We start from the raw sequence: 14,949 nt of genomic DNA on the forward strand, positions 1-14,949 counted from the left end.
GGCGCGCCCGTCCTGTCGTTCAAGCCAGCCCCTTTATGGCTCACGCGTGAGCCATAAAGGGGCTGCTGATCCCAGAGGATGCCGCTGATTCCCTACGGCTTCAGCGTCAGCGTGTCGACGGTGCCCTCGCTCACCGCGTTCGGCCGGAAGGACCAGTCGAGCAGTTCACCGTCGACCCACTTGTCGGTCTGGTCGGTGTAGTGCGTGTTGAACGCGTGCCCGGAGGCGCCGGTGAGGTTGATCCAGCGGGACTTGTCCCAGTCCCCCACGTTGACGACCATCCGCATCGACGGCACCCAGATGACCTCGTAGCCGCTTGCCGCGTTCCAGCCGGTGGCGTTCACCGCCGCCTCGCCGCCGCCGAGGTTCCAGGGGCCCCGGTTGAGCGCCCGCTGGAGCAGGCCGGGCCCCTCGGTGCCGAGGGTCTGGTTCTTCAGCATCAGGCGGTGCAGCCGACCCCAGCTCCAGGTGGAGATGTCCTTGCCGAGCTTGGCGGTCAGCTCCCAGCGGGCGTCCTCCATCGCCTGGGCGAAGAGGTCGTCACGGCTCTCCAGCGCGCCCTCGCGGCCCCGGGCGGGCGCCTTCCACCACTCGTTGTCCTGGTCGTCCACGATGTCGCGGACCACCTGGAACCAGCGGTCGCCGCCGTCCGGCTGCGCCGAGTCGCCGTCGCGCTGGCCGCATTCACGGACGAGCTTCTTCTGCTCGTCGAGGGGACCGCTGTTCTTGGCCGGGGGCACGTTGATGCAGTCGCCCTTGACCCGCAGCTCCTTGGGGAGCTTGTTGCCGAAGGCGAGCTTGAGGATGTTGCGCCAGACGCCGTTGAAGTACGCGGCGGCCGCTGAGTCGGGTTCCTGGGTGTAGTCCCAGCCGTCCAGCAGCTTCTGCGCCTCGCGCACGCTCGGGTCGGAGATGTTGATCTTCTGCAGTTCGGGCACCAGCAGCGCGGCGATCTCGCTGAAGTTGTCCATCTGCATCTTCTGCATGTCGTCGGTCGAGATCTTCTCACCGCCCTTGATCTTCTGGGCGATGAGGTCGTCGATCCGCTGGCTGCGGGCGCCGTAGCCCCAGTCCTTGGTCAGGAGGTGGGGGTACTTGCCCTCGTCGATGACGGCCTGGTTGGCGGTGACGATGTAGCCGCGCTTCGGGTTGTACTCGTAGGGCAGCTCGTCGAAGGGGACGGGCTCCTTCTCCCAGCCGTACTCCGAGCTCCAGCCGGGGCTCGGCAGCGTGCCGTCGCCCTTGAGGCGGACGGGGATCGTGCCCGGGGCCTGATAGCCGATGTTGCCCTCGGTGTCGGCGTAGATGAGGTTCTGCGAGGGGACCTCGAAGTCCTCGGCGGCCGCCCGGAAGGTGGTGAAGTCCTTGGCCCGGTTGAGTGCGAAGACCGCGTCCATGGACCTGCCGGGCTGGAGCGCCGTCCACTTCAGCGCGACCGCGTAGCCGTCGGCGCGGTCCGGGGCGACGTTGGTGACGGGCGCTTTCTGGCCGACCTTCTCCAGCTCCTTGCTGCGGTCGGAGACCAGCGGCCCGTTGTCCGTCTCACGGACGGTGATCTTCCGGTCCCGGCCGCCGGCGACCTTGATGGTCTCCTCGCGGATCTTGAACGGCTTGACCTTGCCGTCGTACAGGTAGCCGTCGCCGGAGACCTTCTCCAGGAAGAGGTCGGTGACGTCGGCGCCCAGGTTGGTGAGGCCCCAGGCGATGTCCTGGTTGTGACCGATGATCACACCGGGCATCCCGGAGAACGTGTAGCCCGCGGTGTCGTACTGGCAGTTCTTGGACAGCTCCCGGCAGTGCAGGCCCATCTGGTACCAGAGGGAGGGCAGCATCGGCGCCAGGTGCGGGTCGTTGGCCAGCAGTGGCTTGCCGGTCGTCGTGTACTCACCGGAGACCACCCAGGAGTTGGACCCGATGCCGTTGCCGTTCGGGCCGAGCAGCGCCGGGATCTCGTCAAGAGTGTCGGAGAGGGCGGCGAGCTGGGTGTTCAGGCCTTCGGTCGCGCCCTGGGCGGTCGCCGACCCGATGTTGTCCGACGGAGTCGCCTCCGGGTCGAACTTCCCGGTGACCGGGGAGACCGCACCCTGCCTCACGATCGGCTTGTGCTTCTTGTACGGGTAGCCGGGGTACAGGTCCTCGATCTGGTCCTTGTCGAGACGGCTGGTCAGCAGCGAACGGTCGATCTCGTCCTGCATGTTGCCGCGCAGGTCCCAGGCCATCGCCTTGAGCCAGGCGACCGAGTCCACCGGGGTCCACTTGCCGGGCTTGTAGTCGTTGGTCAGCCCCAGAGCCGCGTACTCGACCGAGATGTCCCGGCCTTCCTTGCCCTTCAGATACGCGTTGACGCCCTCCGCGTAGGACTGGAGGTTCTTCTTGGTGCTCTCGTCCAGGACCTCGTCGTACTCCTTCTGCGCCACCTGCCGCCAGCCGAGCGTGCGCAGGAAGGAATCGGTCTCCACCTGTCCGGAACCGAACATCTCGGAGAGCCGGCCGGACGTCATGTGCCGCCGGACGTCCATTTCCCAGAAACGGTCCTGAGCCTGTACGAAGCCCTGGGCGCGGAAGAGGTCGGCGTCGGTGTCCGCGTAGATCTGCGGAATTCCGTACGCGTCACGTTTGACTTCGACGTCGCCGCCAAGGCCGTCGAGCGTGATCGACCCGGTGGTCTGCGGGTACGAGGCCCGCACGGTGGACACGGACCAGTACGCCCCGAAACCGACACCCGCGACGAGCGCCAGCACCAGGACGAGCACGATCAGGCGGGCGCGTCGCCCCTTCTTCCTGCCGGGCTTCTTCTCGTCGGAAGGGCCGGAAGAGGCGGTTGTATTGGCGGGCATCGCTGTCCTTCGAGGGGCAGGGTGGTCCTGGGAGTGCAGGAGCAACCATAGGCGCAGCGGAGAAGCCACTCGGACGCGGTATAGGGATGCATCCATTTGCGTCTTCCTCGTACGAACACTCGAAGCCGTCAAGGAAGCGTTAAAGATTAGGTAAGGTAACGAAGTACCGGGCTGCCGGAGGACGATCCGGCAGGCGCACGCAGGGAAGGAACGGACCCTGACTGTCCACGCGCTCAACGAACTCCTGCTCGTCTGCTCGCTCGTCCTGCTCGTCGCCGTGGTGGCGGTGCGGATCTCCTCGCGCAGCGGGCTGCCCAGTCTGCTGCTGTATCTCGGCATCGGGATCGCCCTGGGGCAGGACGGCATCTTCGACGTCAAGTTCGACAACGCCGAGCTGACACAGGTGATCGGCTATGCCGCGCTGGTCGTCATCCTGGCCGAGGGCGGACTCGGTGCGAAGTGGAAAGAGGTCCGCCCCGTCCTGCCCGCGGCCGCGGTGGTCTCCACCCTCGGCGTCGCCATCAGCGTGGCTGTCACCGCCTCCGCCGCCCACTACCTCGTGGGTCTCGACTGGCGTCAGGCCCTGATCATCGGCGCGGTCGTCTCCTCGACCGACGCCGCGGCCGTCTTCTCCGTCCTGCGCAGAGTGCCGCTGCCGCCCCGGGTCACCGGTGTCCTGGAGGCCGAGTCCGGCTTCAACGACGCCCCCGTCGTCATCCTGGTCGTCGCGTTCTCCGCGGTCGGACCGGTCGAGCACTGGTACGTCCTGGTCGGCGAGATCGCCCTGGAGCTGGCCATCGGCGCCGCCATCGGCGTCACGGTGGGCTGGCTGGGGTCGCTCGGACTGCGGCACGTGGCGCTGCCCGCCTCCGGCCTCTACCCGATCGCCGTGATGGCCATCGCCGTCTCCGCGTACGCCGCGGGCGCCATGGCCCACGGCAGCGGCTTCCTCGCCGTCTACCTGGCCGCGATGATCCTCGGCAACTCCAAGCTGCCGCACTGGCCCGCCACCCTCGGTTTCGCCGACGGGCTCGGCTGGCTGGCCCAGATCGGCATGTTCGTGCTGCTCGGCCTGCTGGTCACCCCGCACGACCTGGTCGACGACTTCTGGCCCGCCGTCGTCGTGGGCCTCGTGCTGACCATGGTGGCGCGGCCGCTGTCGGTGTTCCTGAGCCTCGCGCCCTTCCGGCTGCCGGCCCGCGAGAAGGCGCTCATGTCCTGGGCGGGGCTGCGCGGGGCTGTGCCCATCGTCCTGGCGACCATTCCGATGGTGTCCGGGGTGGAGGGCAGCACCCGGATCTTCAACATCGTCTTCGTCCTGGTCATCGTCTACACCCTGGTACAGGGCCCGACGCTGCCCTGGGTCGCGGCCAAACTGAAGATCGCCGACGACCAGGCCGAGCCCGACGACCTGGGCGTCGAGTCCGCCCCGCTGGAGCGGCTGCGCGGGCATCTGCTGTCGGTCTCCGTCCCTCCGCAGTCGAAGATGCACGGCGTCGAGGTCGGCGAGCTGCGGCTCCCGGCGGGCGCGGCCGTCACCCTGGTGGTCCGGGACGGCAAGAGCTTCGTCCCCGCACCGACGACCGTCCTGCGACGCGGGGACGAACTGCTGGTGGTGGCCACCGACCCGGTGCGCGACACGGCGGAGGCCCGGCTGCGCGCGGTCGGCGAGGGCGGCAAGCTGGCGGGCTGGCTGGGCACGGGCGGAGCGGGCAGCTCCGGTACGTCGCGGGCTTCGGCCGCTCCGGGCCCCCAGGGCGAATCCGGCATCCCCCAGGCGATGAAGCTGACCAAGAAGCTCGGCGGCGGCAGCGATACGAAGACACGCCCCTGAGTCACGGGCGGCGCGAACCATAAGGTGACACCGCAGGTGATTCACTGCGGACGCGTCGCAGATCACAGGCCGATACCGTAGCCCTGTGCGCAATCACAGGCGCACAAGGTTTCCTGCCTGTACCATGAAGGCAAGCATGATCGACCAACCCTGATCGACCAACTCTGTCTGAAGCAGAGCTGGCGCGACCGTATGGCGGTCGTGGTGTCTCTTGGCCCGGCGCTTCTCCGCCGATGGCAGCGAGCCGCCCGGCATCTACCGCAGTTCCGCGCGAAGAGGACAGCTCTCGGCCGCTTCCGTCCGGCCCGCCCCACAAGGGCGCCGGGAAGCAGGGCTACCAGGCGGCAGAAAGGCAAGGACCGTGGCACCCACGGTCTCCGACCGCCCCGGATACGGGCAACTGCTGCGCACCCCCGGTGCGTGGACCTTCCTCCTCCCGGGCTTCGCCGCACGGCAGCCCTTCGCGATGCTCACCATCAGCATCGTGCTCCTCGTGCAGCACACCACCGGCTCCTACGGCAGCGCGGGCGCCGTGGCGGCCGTCTCCGGCGTCTCCATGGCGCTGTTCGCCCCGCAGAGCGGCAAGCTCGCCGACCGCTTCGGCCAGCGCTCCGTACTGCTGCCCGGGGTCCTCCTCCACGCCGTCTCCGTGAGCACCCTGACCGTGCTGGCGCTGGCGGACGCCCCCCTGTGGGCACTGTTCGCCGCCGCCGTGCCGACGGGTGCCTCGATCCCGCAGATCGGCCCGATGGTTCGGGCCCGCTGGGCGGCGATGCTGGGCGCGACCCCCGACCGCCCCGCCTCTCCCCTGATGTCCACCGCGGCCGCGTTCGAGTCGGTGACGGACGAGTTCACGTTCGTCCTGGGCCCGGTCATCGCCACCGCGCTGTGCACTGGCGTGCACCCCGCCGCGGGCCTGGTCACCGAGGCGGCCCTCACCCTGATCGGCGGCCTGTTCTTCGCCGCTCAGCGGGCCACCCAGCCCGCACCCCGCGCCGCCGCGACCGCGGCCGAACCGCACGCCTCGGCACTCTCCGTACCGGGCGTGCGCGTCCTGGCGATCTCCTTCCTGGGCATCGGCGCGGTCTTCGGCGGGATGCAGGTCTCCCTGACCGCGTTCTCCGAGGAGATCGGCCACCCCGGGGTGAACGGCCTGCTCTACGGGATCTTCGCGGCGGGCAACATGCTCGCCGGCATCGCCTGCGGCGCGATCGCCTGGAAGAGCAGCCCGCGCCGCCGGCTGATCATCGGGTACGTGGCACTCACTCTGACCGCGTCCGGCCTGTGGGCCGTGCACTCGGTGCCGCTGCTGGCCGGGCTCGGCCTGCTGGTGGGCCTGTGCATCGCTCCGGCGCTGATCAGCGGCTACACCCTCGTCGAGGCGCTGGTTCCCGCCACCGCCCGCACGGAGGCCTTCACCTGGCTGACGGGCGCTGTGGCGCTCGGCCAGGCGGCGGCGGTGACCGTGGCCGGACAGCTCGCCGACGGCCACGGCGCGAGCACCGGATTCCTGGTGCCGCTGGCCGGCACCGCACTCGCCCTGGTGACGCTGCTGGCCCTGCGCTCGCGGCTGACACCGAGGTCCCCGGGACGCACCGTGGCACGTGGGATCGGTCACCGCGAGCCCGTCACAGTGGACTGATTCAAAGGAATACGTCAGTATGGAGCGTCGTTAGCACTCATTGAGTGAGAGTGCCAGGAGGAGCAAGTGCCGACCTATCAGTACCAGTGCACCGAGTGCGGCGAGGGCCTTGAGGCGGTGCAGAAGTTCACCGATGACGCCCTGACCGTATGCCCGAGCTGCGACGGACGCCTGAAGAAGGTGTTCTCTGCGGTCGGCATCGTCTTCAAGGGTTCCGGTTTCTACCGGAACGACAGCCGCGGCTCGTCGTCGAGCAGCACACCGGCGTCGTCGTCCTCGAAGCCGTCCGACTCCGCTTCGTCCGCGAAGTCGGGTTCGGAGACCAAGGCGAGCGCTTCGTCGTCGCCCTCCTCCTCGTCGTCGGCCTCCGCGTCGGCCTCGTCGAGCGGTACGTCGGCCGCCTGAGCCCACGTACGCCCCACACACGCTTCACCGGACCCCGCCGATCCACTGACACTGTTGGCGAATCCTGGGGCTGAGCGTGACGTCGGCCTTCATGACCCGTTGTGGTCGTGAAGGCCGACGTTGTGTTTGGGGAGGGTGTGTCGGTGTCGTTGCGCGCCAAGAGGATCGACGGGGTTCCTGAGGAGACGGCCCGGGTGGCACGGGCCGCGTTCCCCAAGGGCAGTTTGGCGATGCGGGTCCGTGACGAGTTGGGCGAGCTGTTCTCGGACGCGGACTTCGCCGGGCTGTACCCAAGCAGGGGGAAGCCGGCGTGGTCGCCGAGCAGGCTGGCACTGGTCTCGGTCATGCAGTTCGCCGAGGGCCTTTCGGACCGGCAGGCCGCAGACGCAGTGCGCGGGCGGCTGGACTGGAAGTACCTGCTGGGGTTGGAGTTGGTCGATCCGGGGTTCGACCACTCGGTACTCACCGAGTTCAGGGACCGGCTGATCGCGGGAGACGCCGGGATCGAGCTTCTGGACCGGGCCCTTGAAGCCGCCGTGGAGCACGGTTTGCTCAAGGCCGGTGGCCGTGCGCGCACGGAATCCACGATCGTGCTGTCCGCCGCCCGGCGAATCAACGGACTGGTGCGGCTCGGTGAAACCCTGCGTGCCGCGCTGAACAGCGTGGCGGTCCATGAGCCGGAGTGGTTGGCCGGCTGGACTCCGGCTGAATGGTTCGACCGGTACGCGATTCGGTTCGAGGACACCCGGCTACCCAAGGGGAAGGCCAAGCAGAGCGAGCTGATCGAACAGATCGGTGCCGACGGGCTGAGACTTCTTACAGCCGTGCACGCGCCCGAGGCCCCTGCGTCTCTACGGTTGCTCGACCGGGTCCAGGCCCTTCGGCAGATGTGGATCCAGCAGTACATCGTCGACAATGGACAAGTCCGTCGCCGGGACCTCAAGGACCGCCCGCCGGGCGCGGAGTGACTGGTAACGCCCTACGACACCGACACACGGGGCAGCGTCAAACGCGGCATCTTCTGGGACGGCTACAAGGTCCACCTCACCGAGACCTGCGAGCCGGACAGCCCGAACCTGATCACACACGTCGCCACGACCGACTCCACCGTCCAGGACGTGCGGCTGGGCGTCCCGATCCACGCCCACCTCGCCGAGCGTGACCTCTTGCCCGACTGCCACTTGGTCGACGCGGGCTACGCGACAGCCAGGGAAGTGGTCACCGCCCGCCGGGATCACGAAGTGACCCTGGTGGGCCCATCCTCGCCTCCACCAGCTGGCAGACCAAAGACGATGGTGGCTTCTCCCAGGCAGACTTCGCCATCGACTGGGAGAACCAGCAGGTGGCCTGTCCCAACGGCGCGACCAGCAGCCGTTGGGCCGAAGACCGCTCCCAGGAGGGGACAGCCGTGGTCCGGGCGCGGTTCCCGACGGCTGCCTGCCGTCCCTGCAAGGCCCGAGAGCAGTGCACCCGCTCCAACAGCAAGTGGGACAAGGCCCGCCGGATCACCCTCCGCCCGCAAGCGGAGTATGAGGCGATCCAGCAGGCGCGAGCTCAGGAAGACACTCAGGAGTGGAAAAAGCAATACGCACACCGGGCTGGCGTCGAAGGCACCATCTCTCAAGGTGTTCGAGCCTTCGGTCTGCGTCGATGCCGGTATCACGGCCTGGCCAAGGCGCGGCTGCAGCATCAGCTCACTGCGACCGCAATCAACTTGCACCGCCTCAACGCCTGGTGGACCGATACCCCGAGGGCCCGCACCCGCAAGTCCAGTCTGGCAGCCCTCCAGCCTGCCGAGTAGGCCGCATCAGCTCATCCGACGCTGCCCCGCTTTGGGCAGAGCAGAGGTGTCCGACTCCTTCAAGGGTGATACGAGCCGTTCTGTGCGCGGCCCCAGTGCAACGTCGGCGATCTGGGTCTCGACCAGGAAAACGTGCGGGTCCGGGCAGCAGGCTGCCTGGACCCGTAATGACCCCGCAAGGCGATACGATACGTCTCGTCTAGTCTCGGATTCGCCTTGGAGGAACACCATGCAACGCTTCATCGACGCAGCACCCGGCGTACGCCTCTGGACGGAAGGTAGGGGTGCCACAGACGCGTCTCCACTGCTATTGATCATGGGAGCGCAAGCACCCGGCCTGGGCTGGCCGGACGAGCTGGTGGACATGCTCACCTCCCGCCATCGTGTGATCCGCTACGACCACCGCGACACCGGCCGCTCCACTTGGGCGTTCGACCAGCGGCCCTATCCCCTCAGTCAACTCGCGGAAGACGCCATCACGGTGTTGGACGGTCTCGACATCGAACGCGCCCACATAGTGGGCATGTCACTGGGAGGGATGCTCACCCAACTTCTCATCGCGGACCATCCCAACCGGCTGCTCAGCGCGACGCTGATCGGTACAAGCGCGCTGAGCGCTATCCCATACGTCCAGCCGAACGGAACCCCGATCCCGCCCGAGGAACTCCCCGGTATCGCACCCCGCCTGCTGGAGATGTGGTCCCGTCCCGCGGAGGGCCTCGGTCTGGAAGCGGAGCTGGAACGGCGGGTCGAGCACTGGCGGATCCTGGGCGGAAGTCAGCTTCCCTTCAACGCCGAATACGCCCGCGCCCTGGAGCTGAAGGTCATCGAGCACACCGGGCACTACGTCACCAGCACCGCGCATGCCCGCGCCGACGCGTCCAACCTGAATCGCACCGAGCAACTCGCCCAGGCCACAGTGCCCACTCTCGTCATCTCTGCTCCCGCCGAACCAGTCTTCCCGCCGCCGCACCCCCACCACCTTGCCCAGGCGATTCAAGGCGCACGCATCATCGAAATCCCCGGCATGGGGCACGCACTCCCACGTGAGGTGCACACGCCGCTCGCTGCCGCGATCTTGAACCACACCAAACGTTGATGTGCAGCCGGGCCGAATTGCTGCCGGAACCAAGACTTCCGACCCGTTGGTGCCGACGCTGCAGAAGAAGCTCGACATCTCAACGTCGGTCTTCACGTCTATTCGCCAACAGTGTCATCCACTCGGCGGGGTCCGAGCGCTTTCCCCGGGCGGCACTTCCCCGCACACGGCACCCGGATACGGTGACCGCATGGTGAACGCACATACGGATACGAGCTCCGGCACGGACACGGGCACGGCGGGTACGGCGGGCGCGTCGGGTTCCGAGGCGGCCGCGGAGATCGGTGTCATCGGCGGCTCGGGCTTCTACTCCTTCATGGACGACGTCACCGAGGTCTCCGTGGACACCCCTTACGGGAAGCCCAGCGACTCGGTGTTCCTCGGCGAGATCGGCGGCCGCAGGGTGGCCTTCCTGCCCCGCCACGGACGCGGCCACCACCTGCCGCCGCACCGCATCAACTACCGGGCCAATCTCTGGGCCCTGCGTTCCGTCGGGGTCCGTCAGGTACTGGGACCGTGCGCGGTCGGCGGACTGCGGCCGGAGTTCGGGCCGGGCACCCTTCTCGTCCCGGACCAGCTGGTGGACCGCACCAAGACCCGGGTGCAGACGTATTACGACGGTGAGACCCGGGCCGACGGGACCGTGCCGAACGTCGTCCACCTGGGCTTCGCCGACCCCTACTGCCCCGAGGGCCGCAAGGCCGCGCTCACCGCGGCGCGCGGACACGGCTGGGACCCGGTGGACGGCGGCACCCTGGTGGTCGTCGAAGGCCCCCGCTTCTCGACCCGCGCGGAATCGCGCTGGCACGCGGCGATGGGCTGGTCGGTCGTGGGCATGACCGGGCACCCCGAAGCGGTGCTCGCCCGCGAACTGGGCCTCTGCTACACGACGATGACCCTGGTAACCGACCTGGACGCGGGAGCCGAAGCCGGTGAGGGCGTCTCGCACGAGGAGGTCCTCCGGGTATTCGCGGCCAATGTGGACCGGCTGCGCACGGTGCTGTTCGACGCGGTGGCCGGGCTGCCGAAGACGGAGATCCGCAACTGCACCTGCGCCCACGCGCTGGACGGGATCGACACGGGCATCGCGCTTCCCTGACAGGTGATGGAGTTATCCACAGTGCGGGCGCTGTCCACAGGGGTCAGCGGGATCTGCGCGGACGGGGGAAAGTGAGGGGAGTTCGGCCGGATCACCCGGGCCGGACTCCCCTTTTCCTTTGCGTTCGTTCGCCCGATTCCAGGTGGTGCCATGTCCACACCCACGTCCGCGTCCCTGCCTGCGTCCGCGTCCATCACGTCCAGGCCCGCGTCAACGTCCACGCCCATGCCCACATCCACGTCCACGCACTCCGGACACCACACCCACACCCACACTCACACCCCGGCAGGCCGGGTGAAACCGCCGCCCGGGCCCCCGGCACCGGTGCCCGCCCCCTGCCGGGTGGGGCCGTTCGCTCCGCTGCGTGTGCGGGGCGGCGGTGCGGACCGGCTGCGGCGCATGCTGCGCAGGCAGCGACGGGCGGCGGCCGCGGGGCTCGCCCTGGCGGGTGCCGCGCTGGCCACCAGCGGCCTGGGCGGCGGGGGCGACGGGGAGGCAGCGGCGTCGGATGCCCCGGCGGGCGCCGGGCGGCCGTCGGTGCGGCTGGTCTCCGCGCCGGTGCGGATCGCGGACGCGGAGACGGTGCGCCTGCTGCGGCCGGGAGACCGGGTCGATGTGATCGCGGTCGGTGACACGGGCGACGACGCACACGTCGTGGCACGGGGTGCGCGCGTGGCGAAGGTGCCGGACGACAGTGCGCGCGGGCCGGCGGCGGGGGCCCCAGGGGCCTTGGTGGTGCTGTCCGTGGAGCGGTCGACGGCCACGGTGCTGCTGGGCGCGGGCGCGTCGGGCCGACTGGCCGTGGCGGTTTCCGATGCGAACTGACACGCCATCAAGTCACCCGTGCGAATTAGCGGATTGGACAGTGCCTCCTTCTGCCGCCTTAGGTGACGGAGCAGTTTGCCCCCGTCACCGCACATGCGAAAGAAGGCTCACCTGTGAGCGAGAAGAAGGTCAGTCTGCTGGAGGGCTTCAAGGCCTTCCTGACACGCGGCAATGTGGTCGACCTCGCGGTGGCTGTCGTCATCGGTGCAGCGTTCACCAACATCGTGAACGCGTTCGTCAAGGGCATCATCAATCCGCTCGTCGGTGCGTTCGGCACGCAGGACCTGGACAGCTACAGCTCCTGCCTCCGGGGCCCCTGCACCACGAACCCGCAGACCGGGGAGATGGAGGGGATCAGAATGCTGTGGGGCTCGGTGCTCAGCGCCACCCTCAGCTTCCTGATCACCGCCGCCGTCGTGTACTTCCTGGTGGTGCTGCCGATGGCCAAGTATCTGGCCAGGCGGGCGGCGATGCAGGCCGCCAAGGACGGGGTGCAGGAGACGCTGGAGGTCAGCGAGCTGGAGGTGCTGAAGGAGATCCGCGACGCCCTGCTCGCACAGCGCACCGGCGGTGCGCCGGACGGCTCCGGTGGGGCGGGCCCCGGCGGCCTCCCGGGCGGGGACCGGTAGCCCGCCGCGCACCGGCTCAGATGTGGTGGGGCGGCTTCTCGTCCAGAAAGCGGGCAAGGTCGGCGGCGCTGCCACCGGCGAGAGGCCGCTCACCCCACCCCTGGTCCGTATCGTCCGCGGACTGCCGGTCCAGCGGATCGTCGAAGACCAGAACCGGCTTGGGCTTCGGTTCCTCAGGCAGCTGCCCCGACGGCTGCTGCTGCTTCGCATCGCGCGGGCGGGGGGCGGGGGCGGCGCTCATGCTTCCAGGGTACGGCGGACCCACGGGGAGACGTGAGCCGCCGTGGGGCCGGGCGGCGGCCGTCAGAGCGGCCCTTCGGATCGAGCAGGTCCCCGCCCGAGAGCTCAAGGCCCCGCCTGAACCGGACCGTGCGCCTCGCGGCACCGCTGAGCTGTGGTTTCGTGCGGGACCTTGGACCCTTGTGCGGTTGTGAACGCCTTCACGAAATCTGGGACGCGCGGGACCGTACGCATCGCGCCCCGCCCGCCGGTACGTTCGACGCACACCCCCGCGCCGACGTGAGGAGCCGCCCGATGCCCCGCGAGGACCAGACCCCTGAGAACCGGGCTTCCGAAAACCGGGCCCCCGGCAACCCGCCGCTGCTCGACGCGTTGACGGACGTGGCCGGTATCCGCGTCGGGCATGCCGAGGTCGCCGGTGCGGGCGCGTTGAGCGGTACGACCGTCGTCCTGGCGCCCGAAGGGGGCGCGGTGGCCGCCGTGGACGTGCGGGGCGGCGGGCCGGGGACGCGGGAGACGGACGCACTGGACCCGCGCAATCTGGTGCAGCGGGTCGACGCGGTCGTCCTCACGGGCGGCAGTGCGTACGGGCTCGACGCCGCGTCCGGCGTGATGGCCTGGCTGGAGGAGCGGGGCCGGGGTGTCCAGGTCGGCGCGGACCCCGCCCAGGTGGTGCCGGTCGTTCCGGCCGCCGCCCTCTTCGACCTCGGCCGGGGCGGTGACTGGCGGGCCCGGCCCGACGCGTCGACCGGGCGCGCGGCGGTGGAGGCGGCGGCCGCCACGGGCCCCGGGGAGCCGGTCGCCGAGGGCGGTGTGGGGGCGGGTACGGGGGCGGTGGCCGGGCAGCTCAAGGGCGGGATCGGCGCGGCGAGCGTACGTCTGGCGTCGGGCGTGACGGTGGCGGCCCTGGTCGCGGTGAACGCGGCGGGTTCGGTGGTCGACCCCCGGACCGGGGTGCTGTTCGGGGAGTACGGGGCCGGGTCGGAGTCGCCCGCGCATCCCCGGCCGGGGGAGCCGCCCGCGTACCCCCCGGCCGAGGTCCACGCGGAGGCGCTGCGGCGGCTGGCGCGGGAGCGGGAGGCGGCCGGGGGCGGGGCGCCGCCGTTCAACACGACGATCGCGGTGGTCGCCACGGACGCGGATCTGGTCCGGGCTCAGGCCCAGAAGCTGGCGGGCACCGCCCACGACGGGCTGGCCCGAGCGGTGCGCCCGGTCCATATGCTGACCGACGGGGACACGGTGTTCACGCTGGCCACGGGGCGGGTGCCGGTGCCCTCGCAGGACCCGGTCGCGGTCAACGAGATCCTGGCGGCGGGAGCGGATGTGCTGGCCCGCGCCATCGTGAAGGCGGTGCGAGCGGCCCGTACGGTCACGGGGCCGGGCGGGACGTTCCTCTCGTACACGGCCCTGTACGGCGACCAGCACGCCCCTGCCGGATGCGAGGGGGGCGTGCGGCGCGGGTGAGGGGCGCGCGAGGGCGGCCGACTGGGCGCCTGCGCAAGGGAGTTCATCCCAACCGCCCGAAATGCGCCGGGAACACCGGGGGAACTTTCTGCGTGCGCCCTACGTTTTTACGAACCCCGGTCACGATGTCAGACTCAGGGACTACGTTGAGCACGCATCAAGTAACACGCGGCGACGGCCTGGAGACAGCACCTTGAGCGATCCGTACGAGACAACCGAGCAACACCTCGACCGACTCCTGCGACGCGCCCTCAACTCTTTCGACCTTCCCGACAGCACGGTCGACCGCCTCGGTTCGGCGCTGGCGCACAGCAGTTCGCTGCATTCGTCGCACCACAGCTCCGTGCTGCACCGCGAGACCTACCGCCACACGTATCTCCTCGCCGACGGCTCCGCCCTGACTCTCTGGGAGCTGGTGCACAGCGGCGGCCGGGACGTCCGGGCCCCGCGTCGGCACGAGTTGTACGACGTGGAGGGCGACGCCCGCATCGCCGCGTCCCGCCTCGCCGGGAGCTGCTCCGACACCCCGGTCTTCGGCGAGGAGGGCGGTCAGGGGGAGATGGAGATGCTGTCGGTTTTGATGTCCGCCCCGCCGGCCCCGCTCCCCCGGACGTACGCCCCCGACAATTCCGCGGACCACGCCCGCCGGGTGCTGCGCCGCGCGGAGAACGCCGACCGGCCGGGCGAGCGGAAGGCCTCGCTGCTCCGGGCCGCGTTCGCCCACCACATCACCCAGATCTTCGGGCGGCAGTGCCGGGTCGACGGCCAGGAGGCCGGATTCACGCTGTACGAGCACGCGTTCCTGCTGCTCGACGGCAGTGAGACGAGCCTGTGGGAGGTCGAGCACACGGCGACGCCCGACGGCCGCCATATGTGCGAGGTGTACGAGGACGAGGACGCCGCCCGTTCGGCGATGGAGAGCCGCACGCAGATCTGCTGATCTCAACGACGACTCGTCGAACCCGGTCAGCAGATACGGCCCCAGCTACGCCCCTGCCCCAGCTACGGACCCGGCTACCGTCCCGGCTCCGGTCCCGGCGAGTCGTCGCCGGGACCGGAGCCGGGGCCGCCGTC

General features: G+C 69.7%; 11 protein-coding genes and 1 pseudogene. 10 read left to right on the forward strand and 2 right to left on the reverse strand.

The genetic code is table 11. The features are described from left to right. Window positions 1-92: 92 nt before the first annotated feature. Window positions 93-2,837 carry a penicillin acylase family protein gene (locus RI138_RS12480; protein WP_311119980.1) on the reverse strand — a complete coding sequence of 915 codons (2,745 nt, stop codon included), beginning with the start codon at window positions 2,835-2,837 and terminating at the stop codon, window positions 93-95. Window positions 2,838-3,114: 277 nt separating this feature from the next. Here RI138_RS12480 and RI138_RS12485 point away from each other — a divergent pair, with 277 nt between their 5' ends. The 8 genes and pseudogenes from RI138_RS12485 to RI138_RS12520 all read left to right on the forward strand — a co-directional run bounded on the left by RI138_RS12485 (window position 3,115) and on the right by RI138_RS12520 (window position 12,171). Beyond that, window positions 3,115-4,671, forward strand: a complete 1,557-nt coding sequence (locus tag RI138_RS12485) for a potassium/proton antiporter (protein ID WP_398862866.1) — start codon at window positions 3,115-3,117, stop codon at window positions 4,669-4,671. A gap of 361 nt (window positions 4,672-5,032) precedes the next feature. Then, complete coding sequence (locus RI138_RS12490; RefSeq protein ID WP_311119981.1) at window positions 5,033-6,313, forward strand: MFS transporter; 1,281 nt, start codon at window positions 5,033-5,035, stop codon at window positions 6,311-6,313. A gap of 66 nt (window positions 6,314-6,379) precedes the next feature. Next, window positions 6,380-6,718: an FmdB family zinc ribbon protein gene (locus RI138_RS12495; RefSeq protein WP_096628010.1), complete on the forward strand. Its 339-nt coding sequence runs from the start codon at window positions 6,380-6,382 to the stop codon at window positions 6,716-6,718. A gap of 143 nt (window positions 6,719-6,861) precedes the next feature. After that, window positions 6,862-8,519: pseudogene (locus RI138_RS12500) on the forward strand (IS1182 family transposase). Between the two features lie 229 nt (window positions 8,520-8,748). After that, entirely contained in the window at window positions 8,749-9,618 is an 870-nt protein-coding gene (locus tag RI138_RS12505; protein WP_311119982.1) for an alpha/beta fold hydrolase, read from the forward strand. A gap of 190 nt (window positions 9,619-9,808) precedes the next feature. After that, window positions 9,809-10,717, forward strand: coding sequence for an S-methyl-5'-thioadenosine phosphorylase (locus tag RI138_RS12510; RefSeq protein WP_311119983.1), 909 nt, complete (start codon window positions 9,809-9,811; stop codon window positions 10,715-10,717). A 366-nt stretch (window positions 10,718-11,083) separates the two neighbouring features. Further along, window positions 11,084-11,542 carry a hypothetical protein gene (locus RI138_RS12515; RefSeq protein WP_398864260.1) on the forward strand — a complete coding sequence of 153 codons (459 nt, stop codon included), beginning with the start codon at window positions 11,084-11,086 and terminating at the stop codon, window positions 11,540-11,542. Window positions 11,543-11,655: 113 nt separating this feature from the next. Then, window positions 11,656-12,171, forward strand: coding sequence for an MscL family protein (locus tag RI138_RS12520; RefSeq protein ID WP_311119985.1), 516 nt, complete (start codon window positions 11,656-11,658; stop codon window positions 12,169-12,171). Window positions 12,172-12,187: 16 nt separating this feature from the next. Here the strand turns inward: RI138_RS12520 and RI138_RS12525 are convergent, their stop codons facing one another. Continuing rightward, entirely contained in the window at window positions 12,188-12,412 is a 225-nt protein-coding gene (locus RI138_RS12525) for a hypothetical protein (RefSeq protein ID WP_096627084.1), read from the reverse strand. Window positions 12,413-12,705: 293 nt separating this feature from the next. On the opposite strand from RI138_RS12525, the gene RI138_RS12530 reads away from it, so the two are divergent. Then, window positions 12,706-13,875, forward strand: a complete 1,170-nt coding sequence (locus RI138_RS12530) for a P1 family peptidase (protein WP_311119986.1) — start codon at window positions 12,706-12,708, stop codon at window positions 13,873-13,875. 193 nt (window positions 13,876-14,068) lie between these two features. Beyond that, window positions 14,069-14,815 carry a DUF6227 family protein gene (locus tag RI138_RS12535; RefSeq protein ID WP_096627085.1) on the forward strand — a complete coding sequence of 249 codons (747 nt, stop codon included), beginning with the start codon at window positions 14,069-14,071 and terminating at the stop codon, window positions 14,813-14,815. Window positions 14,816-14,949: the final 134 nt, after the last annotated feature.

It is taken from the genome of Streptomyces durocortorensis, assembly GCF_031760065.1.
In the GTDB taxonomy this organism is placed as follows: domain Bacteria; phylum Actinomycetota; class Actinomycetes; order Streptomycetales; family Streptomycetaceae; genus Streptomyces.

Coding starts and splice junctions, on each gene's coding strand:
- RI138_RS12480 (WP_311119980.1), bottom strand. CDS start 2,837: ATGCCCGCCAATACAACCGCCTCTTCCGGCCCTTCCGACGAGAAGAAG.
- RI138_RS12505 (WP_311119982.1), top strand. CDS start 8,749: ATGCAACGCTTCATCGACGCAGCACCCGGCGTACGCCTCTGGACGGAA.
- RI138_RS12510 (WP_311119983.1), top strand. CDS start 9,809: ATGGTGAACGCACATACGGATACGAGCTCCGGCACGGACACGGGCACG.
- RI138_RS12525 (WP_096627084.1), bottom strand. CDS start 12,412: ATGAGCGCCGCCCCCGCCCCCCGCCCGCGCGATGCGAAGCAGCAGCAG.
- RI138_RS12530 (WP_311119986.1), top strand. CDS start 12,706: ATGCCCCGCGAGGACCAGACCCCTGAGAACCGGGCTTCCGAAAACCGG.